The organism is Halobacillus salinarum (assembly GCF_022919095.1).
In the GTDB taxonomy this organism is placed as follows: domain Bacteria; phylum Bacillota; class Bacilli; order Bacillales; family Halobacillaceae; genus Halobacillus_B; species Halobacillus_B salinarum.
The window spans coordinates 2,597,619-2,612,825 of the sequence record NZ_CP095073.1; the positions used below are offsets into that span (position 1 = coordinate 2,597,619).

General features: G+C 43.5%; 14 protein-coding genes and 1 pseudogene. 4 read left to right on the forward strand and 11 right to left on the reverse strand.

What is annotated here, in order from left to right; translation table 11 throughout:
- Positions 1-15: 15 nt before the first annotated feature.
- From MUN89_RS13355 to MUN89_RS13390, 8 genes and pseudogenes are all read right to left on the reverse strand, one after another.
- Positions 16-1,158: an acyl-CoA dehydrogenase family protein gene (locus tag MUN89_RS13355; RefSeq protein WP_244708300.1), complete on the reverse strand. Its 1,143-nt coding sequence runs from the start codon at positions 1,156-1,158 to the stop codon at positions 16-18.
- 71 nt (positions 1,159-1,229) lie between these two features.
- A complete protein-coding gene (locus tag MUN89_RS13360) occupies positions 1,230-1,862 on the reverse strand; it encodes a TetR/AcrR family transcriptional regulator (RefSeq protein ID WP_244708301.1) in 633 nt (210 codons plus the stop codon).
- A gap of 117 nt (positions 1,863-1,979) precedes the next feature.
- Positions 1,980-4,436 (reverse strand): DNA topoisomerase IV subunit A, encoded by a 2,457-nt coding sequence (gene parC, locus MUN89_RS13365; RefSeq protein WP_244708302.1) that lies wholly within the window; start codon positions 4,434-4,436, stop codon positions 1,980-1,982.
- A 14-nt stretch (positions 4,437-4,450) separates the two neighbouring features.
- Positions 4,451-6,406, reverse strand: coding sequence for a DNA topoisomerase IV subunit B (gene parE, locus MUN89_RS13370; RefSeq protein ID WP_244708303.1), 1,956 nt, complete (start codon positions 6,404-6,406; stop codon positions 4,451-4,453).
- A 191-nt stretch (positions 6,407-6,597) separates the two neighbouring features.
- Entirely contained in the window at positions 6,598-7,011 is a 414-nt protein-coding gene (locus tag MUN89_RS13375) for a CoA-binding protein (RefSeq protein WP_244708304.1), read from the reverse strand.
- An 11-nt stretch (positions 7,012-7,022) separates the two neighbouring features.
- Positions 7,023-8,545: pseudogene (locus tag MUN89_RS13380) on the reverse strand (ABC transporter permease/substrate-binding protein).
- Positions 8,542-9,609, reverse strand: a complete 1,068-nt coding sequence (locus MUN89_RS13385; RefSeq protein WP_244708305.1) for an ABC transporter ATP-binding protein — start codon at positions 9,607-9,609, stop codon at positions 8,542-8,544. The pseudogene MUN89_RS13380 and the gene MUN89_RS13385 overlap by 4 nt, the downstream one beginning before the upstream one ends.
- Positions 9,610-9,786: 177 nt before the next feature.
- Positions 9,787-11,508, reverse strand: a complete 1,722-nt coding sequence (locus MUN89_RS13390; protein ID WP_244708306.1) for a glycosyl hydrolase family 18 protein — start codon at positions 11,506-11,508, stop codon at positions 9,787-9,789.
- 153 nt (positions 11,509-11,661) lie between these two features.
- Here MUN89_RS13390 and plsY point away from each other — a divergent pair, with 153 nt between their 5' ends.
- From plsY to MUN89_RS13410, 4 genes are all read left to right on the forward strand, one after another.
- Positions 11,662-12,243, forward strand: coding sequence for a glycerol-3-phosphate 1-O-acyltransferase PlsY (plsY, locus tag MUN89_RS13395; protein WP_244708307.1), 582 nt, complete (start codon positions 11,662-11,664; stop codon positions 12,241-12,243).
- Positions 12,244-12,408: 165 nt separating this feature from the next.
- Positions 12,409-13,344, forward strand: coding sequence for a GTP cyclohydrolase FolE2 (gene folE2, locus MUN89_RS13400; RefSeq protein WP_244708308.1), 936 nt, complete (start codon positions 12,409-12,411; stop codon positions 13,342-13,344).
- 9 nt (positions 13,345-13,353) lie between these two features.
- Positions 13,354-13,584, forward strand: coding sequence for a membrane protein insertion efficiency factor YidD (yidD, locus tag MUN89_RS13405; RefSeq protein WP_244708309.1), 231 nt, complete (start codon positions 13,354-13,356; stop codon positions 13,582-13,584).
- Between the two features lie 260 nt (positions 13,585-13,844).
- Positions 13,845-14,150 carry a HesB/YadR/YfhF family protein gene (locus MUN89_RS13410; protein WP_244708310.1) on the forward strand — a complete coding sequence of 102 codons (306 nt, stop codon included), beginning with the start codon at positions 13,845-13,847 and terminating at the stop codon, positions 14,148-14,150.
- Between the two features lie 27 nt (positions 14,151-14,177).
- Here MUN89_RS13410 and MUN89_RS13415 read toward each other — a convergent pair whose 3' ends face one another.
- The 3 genes from MUN89_RS13415 to MUN89_RS13425 all read right to left on the reverse strand — a co-directional run bounded on the left by MUN89_RS13415 (position 14,178) and on the right by MUN89_RS13425 (position 15,207).
- Entirely contained in the window at positions 14,178-14,321 is a 144-nt protein-coding gene (locus MUN89_RS13415; RefSeq protein WP_244708311.1) for a hypothetical protein, read from the reverse strand.
- A 143-nt stretch (positions 14,322-14,464) separates the two neighbouring features.
- Positions 14,465-14,782 (reverse strand): hypothetical protein, encoded by a 318-nt coding sequence (locus MUN89_RS13420; protein WP_244708312.1) that lies wholly within the window; start codon positions 14,780-14,782, stop codon positions 14,465-14,467.
- Complete coding sequence (locus MUN89_RS13425; protein ID WP_244708313.1) at positions 14,782-15,207, reverse strand: acyl-CoA thioesterase; 426 nt, start codon at positions 15,205-15,207, stop codon at positions 14,782-14,784. Before MUN89_RS13425 ends, MUN89_RS13420 begins: the two co-directional genes overlap by 1 nt.

The following is a 15,207-nucleotide window of genomic DNA, read 5'->3' on the forward strand; positions in this document are numbered from 1 at the left end:
CCTCCTTTTTATTTGTTAACATCCAAGCTGGCGTGCGATAACCATACGCTGTATTTCCGACGTTCCTTCCCCGATTTCCAGAAGTTTGGCATCTCTCAGAAAACGCTCCACTTCGTATTCCTGCATATATCCGTATCCTCCGTGTATTTGAATGGCCTGATTAGAAGATCTGAAAGCGGTTTCAGATGCGAACAATTTTGCAAAGGCAGATTCCTTAGTAAACGGCTTGCCTTGATCTTTCAGCCATGCGGCCTTCAGCACCATATTCCTGGCAAGTTCCACTTCCATGGCCATGTCCGCCAGTTTAAATTGAATCGCCTGAAATTTAGATATCGACTGACCAAACTGTTTTCTCTCTTTGGCATAGGAGAGAGCTCTGTCAAGCGAAGCCTGAGCAATACCTACGGCTAAAGCAGCTATGGAAATTCTGCCTCCATCAAGCGTATGAAGAAACTGTCCAAATCCTTTTTTCGGGTCTCCGAGAATATTTTCTTTAGGTACTTTCACATCTTCTAAAATGATTTCAGACGTGTTTGAACCGCGGACACCCATTTTTTCATAAGGGCTGGTAATTGACATGCCTTCTGTACCTTTTGGAATAATAAAGGCAGAAATGATGTTTTTTCCATCGTCTCTTTTGCCGGACACAGCGGTAACCGTTATCGACCGCGCGTATTCAGCGTTGGTAATCCAGCATTTCTCCCCATTAATGACATATTGGTCGCCTTCTAGAATGGCACGTGTTTTCGTTCCTCCTGCGTCAGAACCTGCATTCGGCTCCGTCAAACCAAAGGAAGCAAGTGCTTCCCCTTTCGCTAAAGGGACTAAAAATTCCTGCTTTTGTTCTTCCGTTCCAAAATAATAGATCGGACTTGCGCCTAAAGATACAGCAGCCGCATAGCTTAGTCCTGTCGAACCGCACACACGGCCGATTTCTTCCACTGCGAGCGCATAAGATATAGTATCTCCGCCGGCACCTCCGTACTCTTCAGGAAACGGGATTCCAAGTAATCCAAGGGCTCCCATTTCCTTAAATATATCGTCTGGAAACGATGCATCCCTGTCAATTTCAACCGCACGCGGCTGAATCACATCTGCTGCGAAATCACGTACCATTTTTCTCGTCATTTCCTGTTCTTTTGTCAGTTCGAAGTTCATACGTGTTCCTCCTCTATTTTCTCTAAGACCGACTGGTTGGTCGGTCTTCACCTAAAAAAAAATGAAAGCGTTTACTCACTTTCGTAAAAAAAAGGGACATGGAGTAAATGTTGATGATAATCCTTTTCTTCTCCAACTGGAAGGAGAGAATGAAGGATTAAGTCCACAAATACATCGGCAATTTCATTAATGGAATACGTTCCGTCCTGCTTATACCATTTATAAATCCAATTCACCATGCCAAGGATCGCCATACCCGTAATTTCTGGTGGGAGCTCCTTACGAAAATGACCACTCTCCTGGCCTTCAGTGATCACTGCAAAAATCAGCTGTTTAAACTCATCGCGTTTACGCTTGATCGGCTCCTCGTATTCCGGCTTTAAGTAATTGCTCTCCTGATAAAACACCGAAATATGGGGTTTATACAAATCAAAGACCTGGACAAACGCACGGATGATAGACTGGATTTTTTTAACGGGGGAACCCTGTGTTCGATCTGCAGCTTTTGCTTCTTGTAATACATATGTAATGAAGGCATCGTGAATTACAAACAGTAGTTCATCTTTAGAATGAAAGTGATGGTAAAAGCCGCCTTTGGACGTATTGCTGGCCAAAACGATCTGGTTAACGGTTACGCCATGAAATCCGAACTTATCAAACAAATCAAGGGATACCTCAATGATGGTGCTTCTCAAATCAGCCATATATCATCCCCATTCTGCTGAATACACATTCATTTTATCACAGTTTTCAGAAAACACAAAGCTTTCTTCCCATATAAAAAACCAGCCTCCATAGTTACGGCAGGCTGGTTTGTACATTTAAATTTCTTGTTCTGGTTCCTCAAAGGGTTTTTCGTATTCCGGCTTTATCCAGGCTTCTACAACACCGCCTGATTGTTCCGTATCCATCACATAAGAACCGTTGCTGTACCGATCATTCGCTTTAAAATCCATCGGATGAACGGCAAGCGTCTCCTGATTGACTGATTTAATCATGACATTGTCGGTGTTTTTGACAACATGAAGATCTACGAGCCGGTGAGGATTTGATTTTAACTCCCGAAGCATGATCACGCCTCGCTTTGCCCTGGAAGTACGGTCGAATTCCTTCAGCCTCATCCGCTTCACTGCTCCCCGGTGAGTCGTAATGATCAAGGAAGGGTCGTCCGCTTCATCAAATGCTTGTCCAGACACAAGGATATCATCATCTTTTAGATTCATGGCTTTCACACCTGCTGCTCTCTGGCCGACAGGATTGATTTCCTCTTCATGAAACCAAAGCCCGTAAGCTTTATTAGAAGCGACAAAAATGGACTGGGACCCGTCGGTCATGTGTACATCCACCACTTCATCATCGCCTTTTAAGTTGATCGCAACAAGAGACTTCGAATGCCTTTGTGCCTGATACAAAGAAAGCTCACTCTTTTTAACCATTCCATTTTTCGTAAAGAACACGAGAAAACGATCCTCTTTGAAGGCACGTACAGGAATGGCTTCGACGAAATATTCTTCCTTTTCAAGCTGGACGATATTCGCTATATGCTGGCCGAGATCCTTCCAACGAATATCCGGAAGCTTATGAACAGGCAGGTACAAATATTTCCCTAAATTCGTAAACAACAGAATTGTATCCGTCGTATTCATTTCGAACAGCCTTAAGATGTGATCTTCTTCTTTCATGGCGAAATCTTCACCGTTCGATGCGGCGTACGAACGCAGACTCGTCCGTTTAATGTAGCCATCCTTCGTAACGGACACGAGCACATCTTCACTCGCCACCGTAACTTCCAGATCAACTTTAAGTTCTTCTACTTGTTCCTCGATCTGAGTGAGCCTCGGGTCGTTGTATTTCTTCTTCATAGACCGTAAATCCGCTTTGATCACTTTCATCAGTTCGTGCTGGTTATTGAGCAGTTTTTCTAAATACTCGATCTGCTTTCGTAATTCTTCCGCTTCTTTCTGCAATAGCGTGATGTCAGTGTTAGTCAATCGATAGAGCTGAAGTGTAACAATGGCTTCGGATTGAACTTCTGTAAAGTCGTATTTGGCAATCAGCTGCTGCTTCGCATCCTGCTTATCTTTAGAAGCGCGTATAGTAGCAATAACTTCATCGAGAATCGAAATGGCTTTGATCAGCCCTTCTACAATGTGCGCTCTTTTTTTTGCTTTTCTCAAATCATATTCCGCTTGTCTTGTGACGACGTTCCGCTGATGAGCAATATAGGCATCGAGAATCATCGGTAGGCTTAACAGTGTCGGCGTACGATCATGAATCGCCACCATATTAAAGTTATAGGAAATCTGCAGATCGGTGTGCTTGAACAGATAATTCAAGACCCCTTCACTATTGGCATCCTTCTTTAATTCTACGACGACACGGAGTCCTGTTCGGTCCGTTTCATCCCTGACTTCTGCAATCCCTTCCACTTTACGGTCAATTCGGAGTTCATCCATCCGCTTAACCATAGAGGCTTTGTTTACTTCATAAGGAATTTCATCAATAATAATCTGCTCACGGCCGCCGCGGACTTTTTGAATCTCTGCCCGTCCGCGGACGACGATTTTGCCTTTTCCTGTTTCGTAGGCTTTCCGGATCCCATCGATCCCTTGAATTGTTCCACCTGTTGGAAAGTCAGGACCCGATAATTTTGTCATCAGTTCCGGCACTCCTGCACTTGGCTTATCAATTCTCATGATGACAGCATCAATGACCTCGCCTAAATTATGAGGAGGAATTTCTGTAGCATAACCTGCTGAAATTCCAGTCGAGCCATTGACAAGCAAATTCGGAAACTTCGCAGGAAGCACAGTCGGTTCCTCGATCGTATCATCAAAGTTAGGAATGAATTCAACGGTTTCCTTTTCAATATCTCTCAGCAGTTCCGAGGAAATGCTGGAAAGACGAGCTTCTGTATAACGCATGGCCGCTGGAGGATCTCCATCTACACTTCCGTTATTCCCATGCATCTCTACAAGCGGATTCCGCACTTTCCAAGTCTGGCTCAGTCTGACCATCGCATCATAGACGGACGTATCTCCATGCGGATGGTAATTTCCGATTACAGTACCTACCGTTTTTGCTGATTTCCGGTAAGGTTTATCGAATGTATTTCTCTCCTGATGCATCGCGTACAAAATTCTTCGCTGAACCGGTTTCAGCCCATCTCTCGTATCAGGAAGTGCTCTTTCTTGAATAATATATTTACTATACCGTCCAAACCGGTCGCCCAGCACCTCTTCAAAAGGTAAGTCTAAAAACTTTTCTGCCTCAGCCAACAGAATATCCCCCTTTATGTCTGAATTTTTTCGTTTTCTAGTATGTTTGCTTCATCATCCAGCCCAAAAGCAACATGGGATTCAATCCATTTTCGGCGAGGTTCCACTTTATCTCCCATCAAGGTTGTCACTCGTCGTTCCACTCTTGCTAAATCATCAATGGTTACTCTTATTAAGGTACGGGATTCAGGATTCATAGTGGTCTCCCACAGCTGGTCTGCATTCATTTCCCCCAGACCCTTATACCGCTGGATCGTATAACCATTTTTAAATTCTTTTAAAATCTTCTTCATGCCTTCGTCATCCCAGGCATATTCGGTCTGTTCCTTTTTGCCTTTTCTTTTAGAGACTTTATACAACGGCGGAAGTGCAATATATACCTTCCCTGCTTCCACAAGCGGTCTCATATATCGGTAGAAAAAAGTGAGCAGCAGGACTTGTATGTGAGCTCCGTCCGTATCGGCATCAGTCATGATGATAATTTTATCATAATTACAATCCTCAAGCGTAAAGTCTCCGCCAACACCGGCGCCGATCGTATGAATAATCGTTGAAATTTCTTCATTTTTAAAGATATCAGCAATCTTTGCTTTTTCTGTATTAATAACTTTTCCCCTCAACGGCAGGACCGCTTGGAATTTACGATCCCTTCCCTGCTTGGCCGAACCACCTGCTGAGTCTCCCTCAACGAGATACAGTTCATTCTTCTCTGCATTTCGGGATTGCGCTGGAGTAAGCTTGCCGCTCAGCATCGTATCCTTCCGCTTCTTCTTTTTACCGGAACGCGCATCTTCTCTGGCTTTGCGTGCTGCTTCCCTCGCTTCTTTTGCTTTAAGGGCTTTTTTGATCAGCATGGAAGCTACATCCGGGTTTTCCTCAAGGAAATAAGACAAATGCTCAGCTACGACGGCATCAACCGATGACCTTGCTTCTGAAGTTCCAAGCTTACTTTTCGTTTGACCTTCAAACTGCAGCAGCTCCTCAGGAATTCTAACGGAAATAATGGCCGTAAATCCTTCACGGATATCATTTCCTTCTAAATTTTTATCCTTATCCTTCAGAAGCTGGGCCCTTCTTGCATAATCATTAAAAATTCGTGTAATGGCCGTTTTGGCTCCTGATTCATGAGTACCGCCGTCTCTTGTCCGTACATTATTTACAAAGGACAGCATGCTTTCAGCAAAGCCATCGTTAAATTGAAAAGCAAAGTCGACTTCAATACTGCCATTTGACCCTTCAAAAGAAACGACAGGATGCAGAGTGTCCTTTTCTTCATTTAAATATGCAACAAATGATTCCAATCCGTCATTGTATTGGTAGGATTCTTCCGTAACGCCATCCCTTTTATCAACAAGATTGATTTGGAAACCTTTTAATAGAAAAGCTGCTTCCCGGAGCCGCTCTGATAGAGTTTCAAAATTAAACTTAGTGATCGAAAACAAGCCCGGATCCGGCTTAAAACGTATCGTTGTTCCAGATTTTCTTGTGTTCCCTTTATTCTCCAGGGAGGTGACAGGGACCCCGCCATTTTCAAACCGCTGGTAAAATTTCTCACCATCCCGGCAAATATAAACCTCCAGCCATTCCGACAAAGCATTCACAACAGAAGCTCCGACACCATGCAGTCCTCCGCTTGATTTATAGCCGCCCTGGCCGAATTTGCCTCCGGCATGAAGCACAGTCATGATGACTTCTGGAGTCGGCTTTCCTGTTCTGTGCATCCCGGTAGGCATTCCTCGTCCTTCATCCTCTACAGAAACGCTTCCGTCCTGATGAAGAGTGACTGTCATCGCTTGTCCGAAACCAGCTAAAGCTTCGTCTACAGCGTTATCGACAATTTCATAAACCAGATGGTGCAAACCGCGGTGATCTGTTGACCCAATATACATTCCGGGCCGCTTTCTTACCGCTTCCAACCCCTCCAGTACTTGAATGGAATCATCTGAGTAGGCTTGTTGTTGTTTTGACAATTTTCCATCGGCTCCTTTCTGCTCGACAGCATCTACATCTATAATAGAACAAATGTTCGCAAGTGTAAACGTCCCATAAAAGCATCGCTTGTTATATTGTAGCGGTTTTGACGAAAGACGCAAATAAAATTCTTTCTTAACAAAGGAAAAACCCCTGCATAAACAGGGATTTTAACCAGTTCCTATATCTTTTATCGGAGCACGGCGTGCGCGACTTTAATGCACATGTCCATAATAACAAGCTTATCGGTATCTTTTAAATATTCATACGCTTCTTCATGAATTACTCCTAATTGTCCCCAAAACGCTTCAGCTTTAACCGTCCGGCATTCACGTGCAATTTCAGGTAAGTGTTCCGGTCTGCGGAACACATTGATGATGTCGATCGGTTCTTCCACTTCCGTTATGCTTCCATATGCCTTTTCACCTAATGCTTCTCCAATCGTCGGATTTACAGGAATAATCCTGTAACCTGCTTGCTGCATGGCCTGACTCACCTGGTAGGAAGTACGCGCCGGGTTATCGGAGAGACCTATGACAGCGATGGTCTTCGATTCATCCAGAAGTTTTTTGATCTGGTCTCTGGAAGGGTTTTCAAATGGCATGAATATTCCTCCTAATCTAGTAATCCTTCGTTTTCCAAATATTCTTTCGCTACCTCTTGAGGATCGCGGTCTTTAAAATCAACTTCATAATTCATCTCTCTCATTTCATCGCCGGTAATCTTGCCGCCCAGCTGGTTGAGCACGTCTTTAAGCTCCGGATGCTCATCAAGCGTTTCTTGTCTCATTAACGGAGCCCCTTGATACGGCGGGAATAAATGCTTAGGATCTTCAAGCACTTTTAAGTTTAAATCCACCATATAGCCGGCTGTAGCATAAGCATCTATTACATCTACTTCCCCACTGGAAATGGCTCCCTGTCTTAAGCCAGGATCCATCGTTTTCACTTTTCCTAAATTCAAGTTGTAGACTTTTTTCATGCCCTGGTATCCGTCTTTACGGTCATTGAATTCCAACGTAAACCCGGCGGTTATCTGATCTTCAACGGATTTTAAGTCGCCAATCGATGTTAAATTGTATTTCTTAGCAAGCTCCTGGGTCGTGGCCACGGCGTAAGTGTTATTATATTTCATCGGCTGAAGATAAGCCATGTCATACGTTTCTGACATGCCCTTTTCCGCCTGCTCATATACTTTCTCCGGATCATTGCTGTCGGCCTGCTGATCTAAGAGGGAAACGATCGCTGTGCCGGTAAATTCCGGATAAATATCGATACTCCCCTCCTGTAAAGCGCTGAAAACGAGATCGGTTTTTCCCAAATTGGGCTTAAGACCTACTTTTAAATCGGTTTCATCCTCAATCAACAGCTTATACATATTAATGAGTATGGCAGGTTCAGCTCCAAGCTTCGCTCCTAAAACGATGTCGTTTTTAGCTTTTCCTCCAAAGGCAAGCGGACCAACAGCAATCAAGGCAGCAACAACGAGAAGTGTGACGAGGGAACGAAACCCGGATTTAGCAGAGGTTCTTTCAAACATCCGTAAAATAACATCCAGAATGATAGCTAAAAGAGCAGCAGGAATCGCTCCAAGAAGAATTAAATTAATATCTCCTCCACGGTCCAATCCAAGTAAAATTAAATCCCTAAGCCTCCTGCCCCGATTAAAGCGGCGATGGTTGTCGTACCTACAATCAGCACCATCGATGTCCGAATGCCTGCCATTATGACCGGCATGGCCAGCGGCAGCTCTACTCGCGACAGTCTGCGGAAGGAACTCATTCCCATCCCCGTCGCTGCTTCTTTTAATGCCGGATCGACTTCTTTAATCCCTGTGTAGGTGTTTCTGAGAATCGGCAGGAGTCCATATGCGGTTAGGGCAATTACTGCCGGCGTCTGGCCGATGCCAAAGAACGGAATTAAAAAGGCTAGAACGGCAAGACTTGGGATGGTCTGCAGTACGGCCGTCACTCCGATAATGGGTTCTGCAATCCGCTGATTCCTTGTCAAAAGCAGCCCGAGCGGTACAGAGATTAACGTAGCGATAACGAGGGCAATGATGGATATTTGCAGGTGTTCCCATATTTTTTCAAGGAATACATCCTGCCTCTGCTGAAACACTTCCAAAAATCCGCTCATGTCTGCACCACCCCGTTTTCCGTTTTAATCTGCTGTTTAAGGTAGAACACCATGTCCTTATAGGAAAGCGTCCCAAGCAGCTGACCATTTTTAACAACCGGAAGAAGCGGGTAGTCACAACTTTCAAATTCTGCAGTGGCTTCTCTCAATGTCATGCCGTTGCCAAGGACTGGAAGCTCTGTTCTATTTCCCTCATGAACGCCTCCGGTATATTTTCCTTGAGCATCTTTTAAGGCAAATGTCCCCCGGTCCGGTATCTGCCCGTTGGTAAATTCATCCTCCGTAAATACGTGGCTTTTTGTCTGGTCGAGCATAACATCCACCGCCGTCTGCCAAGGGGACTTGCGTGCTCCGATAAAGTCTTTAACAAACGCATTGGCAGGATTCAAAATCAAATTCTGTGGCGTATCCAGTTGGATGATTTCTCCTTGTTTCATCAAACAGACACGGTCGCCAAGTGCCATGGCTTCATCCATGTCATGGGTAACAAACACGATGGTCTTCTGAATTTTCCTCTGCAATTCCCTGATATCTGTTTGCAGCTGTTCCCTGCTGATCGGATCAAGAGCGCTGAAGGGTTCATCCATGAGGATAATATCCGGGTCTGCAGCGAGGGCACGAATCACTCCCACGCGCTGCTGCTGGCCGCCGGAGAGTTCTCTAGGTTTTCTTTTTCGATGCTTGGAAGCGTCAAGTCCAACCATGTCCATCAGCTCATCAATCCGATTGGACAGCTCTTTCTTTTTCCATTTTTTCATTTCCGGAACAATCGAAATATTCTCTTCTACTGTCATGTGGGGAAATAGAGCGATCTGCTGGAGCACATAGCCGATATTCCACCGCAATTCATGAATATTGTAGTCACGAATATCTTTATTATGTATTTTTATCGTCCCTTCCGTCGGCTGGATAAGACGGTTGATCATCTTCATCGTCGTCGTCTTACCACAACCACTCGGTCCGATTAGTGTTAATAGTTCTCCTTCCTCCACATGGAGATCAATAGCTTTGACTGCTGTTGTTCCATCTGGAAAAGTCTTTGTGACATTTTCAAAAGTTATCATTGCCTTCCCCCTGATTAGATAAAATTAGATCACTCTTATATTCCCACATTTACATAATACAAAACATTTATCAAAACATTTGTTCGCAACAGATGGATCCTTGTAAGCATAATTCCTTCAACTGCTTCGTCTCAGAATAAAAAACTGCCGGCAAATTTCCGGCAGCTAAACTCATGTTCATTTACGATTCAAGTCTTTTTCAATTTCTTTCCAAATGGATGGTTCTGCAAAATGCCTGCTCCAGGCGGAAACTCCTGCTAAATTATATTTTCCCACTAGAGATATCCGTTTTTTTAAGGAAAATCCATCCTCCAGCCACATTCGATATACCTTGTTTTCTTTTTTCAATTCTACATAATGCTGGCCTGAAGATTGATCAACCTTTGGTTTCAAATGATGTTTGTTCATCCACTGCTTTGCTTCCTTCATAGTTTTAGATTCAGAACTGACTTTAGTTTCACCGTTTTCCTGCTTCTCTTCCTTCCAAAGGCGGGTATACATCGGGACTCCTAAGAGCAGTTTATCAGCAGGGACTTTTTGTAAAGTGCTTTTTAAGTGGTTTTCGACCCATGGAAGACTAGCCACACTCCCTGCCTGAGGCGCATTGGCCCAATGTTCGTCATAAGCCATAACCATCAAGAAATCAGCGGTTTTCGCTAGCTCTTTGCGGTCAAAAAATTTCGACCACTGACCACTGCCTGACTCAAAGGTTACGTTTACAGTAACAGTCAGGCCGGCTGAATGAGCATAAGAGACCAGTTCACGGACAAATTGAGTAAAATCATCCCCGTTTTTCTCGTACACATTCTCAAAATCGATATTGATGCCGTCGATTTCGTAAATGTCAGCAAATTTAATGAGCTGTCTAATCATCGACTGTCTCTTTTCAAACGAAGGCAGAACTTGAGCTGTCATATCCGGATCAAAATCATTGGAAAAGAGTGCCCAGACTTTATCTCCGTTTTTGTGGGCCTGTTCCACATAAGATTTGGAAGCAATATTTTTTATAGCTCCTTCCTTATTTTTTAGTTTGAACCACGTAGGTGACATCACTTCTACGCCTGCTAACTGATCCACCATCTTCGGATTTGCCTCAGCGACATAAATCCCATCCCAAACGACTTGAAAAGGAAGAGAAGGTTGATTGACTTCAGGCGCTTTCGTTATTTTTGTTTTCGTCTCGACTGTCTTCGTATTTTGTTTCAGGACGACTTGTTCAGGAAGGTAGCCGCCGTACCCTTCTGCTGTGCGCACTTTGTAGTAAGCACCCACTTTCCCCATTAAAAACAGCTTGTCAGAAGGCTGTAACTTGGTATAATAGGGTGATGTGCGCGACGATTTCTCCCTCAGTTTTGTCCATTTATCCTTTGCGTCAGCTTTGACGGCCGCTTGCTGCTTTTTATAGCCGTTTTTATATAAAAATACAGCTCCTGTACTGGATTGGTACGTTACTTTTACTGGATAAACACTTGCGATCCATTCAGCGGCGACCCACGTTGTTTGACCACCACCTTTAATGGCAGGAAAATCCAATTTGTATTTCTTCTCATTCATGAAATAATTTAATTTTTCAGAAGGAAGCTGGTAAACCGAACGAGGCATCGTCACAATCACAGATTGAGTGGACTGGTCGTAAGTAACTGTAGAATCAATGGATTCTTTCACGAAATCAAGCGGAACAAAGACTTTACCATCAATCATTTTTGCAGGATGAGCGCGATCCAGTTGGTTTTGAAAAATAATCGAATGCTCATATGGAAAATACTCTTTCTGCGTGTTAGAAGCTAGCAGAAAGAACTTAATGATGATCCCGATAAGGATAGCGAATACCCCGAGAATAATGAAAATAATTGTTTTTCTTTTTAAGAGAAGCTGGTATAAAGATTCTGATTTCTGCATCGTATTCCTCCCTGCTCCATCATATCGAATCTTGTAAAAAAAGGTAAAGAAAAGAGAGGGAGAATTCGTTGGATTTTTACTATTATACTAGTTCTTCTATCTTAATAATCATGATAAACTAGACATATACGAGACTTTAAGGAGTTGGGCTTCATGGATTATTTAATCTTCGGACTGATTGCTTATTTATTAGGAGCCATTCCATCGGGTCTAATTGTAGGCAAACTTGGTTATGGAATCGATATACGCGAACACGGCAGCGGCAATTTAGGCGGCACCAATACGTTCAGGGTGTTAGGGATCAAAGCAGGCCTTGTGGTCACGACAGCTGATATATTAAAAGGTACGTTAGCCGTTGTTTTACCGATATTATTTCAAGCAGATGTCATCCCTCTCATTATTGGGCTGTTTGCCGTAGTGGGCCATATGTATCCGGTCTTTGCCGGTTTCAAAGGAGGAAAGGCGGTAGCCACTTCAGCAGGAGTTGTGTTAGGAGTAAATCCGCTGCTCTTTGTTATTATGCTTGGCACCTTCTTTTTAATGCTGTACTTAAGTAAATATGTATCATTATCTTCGATGGTTACCGGGATCGTAACGATTATAGTTACTGTCATCCAGCAGGAATACGGGCTTACGATCGTCATATCTTTAATGACCTTGTTTGTCATTTACCGCCACCGTACGAATATTAAGAGAATTATCAATAAAACTGAGCCTAAAATTACCTGGATGTAATCTCAATGATAAAGTCTATGGCTGCCGGCCGTAGGCTTGTTTCAGTTGGATAAATTCAACGTAAACGAGCCATCCTAAATAGCACATCATAAAAAGCATTAAATTGTATATATCCCTTTACATATTGTATACTTTGTCGTATAAGGTCTGAAAGGAGTCCTTGTTATGAACCAAACTGAATTAAACAAACAAAAACAGCTACCTTCCAAGGAAGAGCGACATAAATTATTCGGCTCTGTGGACCCAGGTCCGAGAACGAAACCCATTGAAAAAGACCAAATGGCTGATTTACAGAATTCAAGAAAAGACTTTCTATTTAATATCGACATGGTAGGAATTTCCAACGTAAAACATCCGATTCGCATTTCCAGTAAGTTAACTCCTGAGATCCAAACTACTATTGGCACCTTCACCTTCGGGTCTTCCATTGCCCAGGGCAGTAAAGGAACCAATATGAGCCGCTTCACGGAACAGCTTGACAAATACCACCACGAAGGTTTCGCCATTGACATTGCCACGATGAAGGAATTCACCGTGGAACTTGCAGAGCGTCTGAAACAAAGCGATGCCAGTGTTACTGTGGATTTTCCATGGTTTTTTGAAAGAAAAGGACCTTATTCGGACTTGACTGGAATGAACCATGCGGATGCAACCATTGATGTGAATTACGATCAGGAGCTTGGACATGATGTCACCGTCACTTTAACGGGTAAAATCACTACTCTCTGCCCATGTTCAAAGGAAATTAGTGAATACAGCGCCCATAATCAGCGGGGAAATGTAACGATGAAAGTGAAGCTGGCCGATGATTTTAACGAGCAGGAAACCGACTGGAAAGCTGCTCTTCTTGAAGCGGCTGAGAGCAATGCAAGTGCCAGGATTCATCCTGTGTTAAAACGGCCTGACGAAAAAATGGTCACGGAACAGGCATATGAGAACCCACGTTTCGTAGAGGACATCGTACGGCTTGTTGCGGCTGATCTTTACGAATACGATTTTGTAGAGTCTTTTGAAGTCACGTGCCGAAATGAAGAATCCATCCATTTGCACGATGCTGTCGCTTCTTTAAGCTATGATAAAAAAGCTGAACGTACGGAGTAATGATAGCCTATGAAGTATGTCATGATCGGATTAATCAGATTCTACCAAAAAGGAATCAGCCCTTTTTTCCCGCCTTCCTGCCGTTTCCAACCGACTTGTTCGGCCTATGGATTGGAAGCTTTCCGAAGGTTCGGTTTTTTCAAAGGATTTTACTTGACTGTTAAACGCGTAGCTAAATGTCACCCTTTACACAAAGGTGGCTTTGATCCTGTTCCAGAAAAAAAACAGCCGGGTAAATAAAAAAGCTGGAAAAAAGGGGTCAGCCATTCTAAAATCCGGATGAGAGTGAAATTTTTATGATAAGATTTCATCCTCGTCCGGGTTTTTTATGGGAAATGAACGAAAGTATGACTTCGACATATTCCTTCGTTGTAAGCCTATAGCTGGAGGAGTTTAAGGATTTCCCTGTCTCTTTTCATTCGCATCGGGAAAAGTTTAACCTCAAGGAAAATCGGAAATCACGAATTACATGACTCGTTAAAATCAGAGGAGATGATCAAGTGAACCTTACCTTAACTGAACAAGCAGCGAATTGGTATGAAAAAGAACTGGATCTTCCAAAGGATGCTTCCCTGCGCTTTTACGTCCGTTACGGGGGGAGTGGAGGACTGCAGCCAGGTTTTTCATTAGCAATCAAAAGACAAACTCCAGAAAACCCTATTGCTGAAGAAAATATCAACGAAGTCACTTATTTTGTGGAAGAAGAAGACAGCTGGTATTTTGACGACCAGTCCATCATTGTAGAATTAAATGAGGCATGGGAAGAGCCGGAATTTAAATACGAAGAAAATAAAGACACCCGCTAGCCGTTTGAGAACTGCTGCCTTTCTGAATTATGCATAAAAAGAGAAGCCGAATTGGACGATAAAACCCTCCAATTCGGCTTCTCTTATACTCTCGACGAGACGTTTGGCTTTTACTCCTTCATGAGCTTTGGGACTCGTATGATCTGTCGATGCTCCGACAGAATAAATCATTTTACGATCTTGGAACGTACTCCCAAGTTCTGAAGCCGTCCCCGCGGCAAGCATCCACCGACAAGTGATTCGCTAGAATCAAGGAAAGACTTTAGCAGCATCTCTAAATTAGCAAGAATATTTTTCAGTGGCCGCCAAGCAAGCTAACGGCGTCTTTTTTCTTCCAATTGAAACCGTTCAATCTGGTTCCATTGAGATTCCTTTCTTAAGATCCGCAGCTGACGGTCACCAAATAAATCGAAGTGAGGATAATGATCATCACGGTGAATCCACTTCGGATCAAGCCCGTAGCTGTTTCCCCACTCAGCCAGCTTCTGTAGGTCGGAGCAGCCAACTTTTGTAACCGAATCACAGCCAGGAAAACGATCATCGAGCCAAAAATGCGTTAAAAAAGCAATTTCACCTCTTTTCACCTTCGTTTTCCAAGAGCGCAATTCGTTACGATTAATTCCAAATGCCATTATTTTGCCTGCTCCAAAGCCCCGAGATAAGCTTCATGCCAATCAGGAAAGCTCCGGCGGATCGATAAAGGTCTGAAGTTGTCTTTCTTCACAATCACGTGCTTCGTTTCTCCTGTTACAGCAGCTTCTCCATTCGTATGCATCACTTCGTATCCATAGGTGACTCGTAGGCCGTCATAAGCTGCAAGCCACGTTTTCACATATACATCCTCCCCGTAACGAACCGGGGTTTGATAATGAATAGAAGCATCCACGACCGGGGAGACAACCCCTTGCTCTTCCAACTCATGATACTTAAATCCTAATCGATCAATAAAATCGGTGCGCCCCATTTCAAACCATACGAGATAATTGGCATGATAGACAACCCCCATCATATCTGTTTCCTGATAGCGTACGCGAACCGGTGTCTCAGTTACTATCAT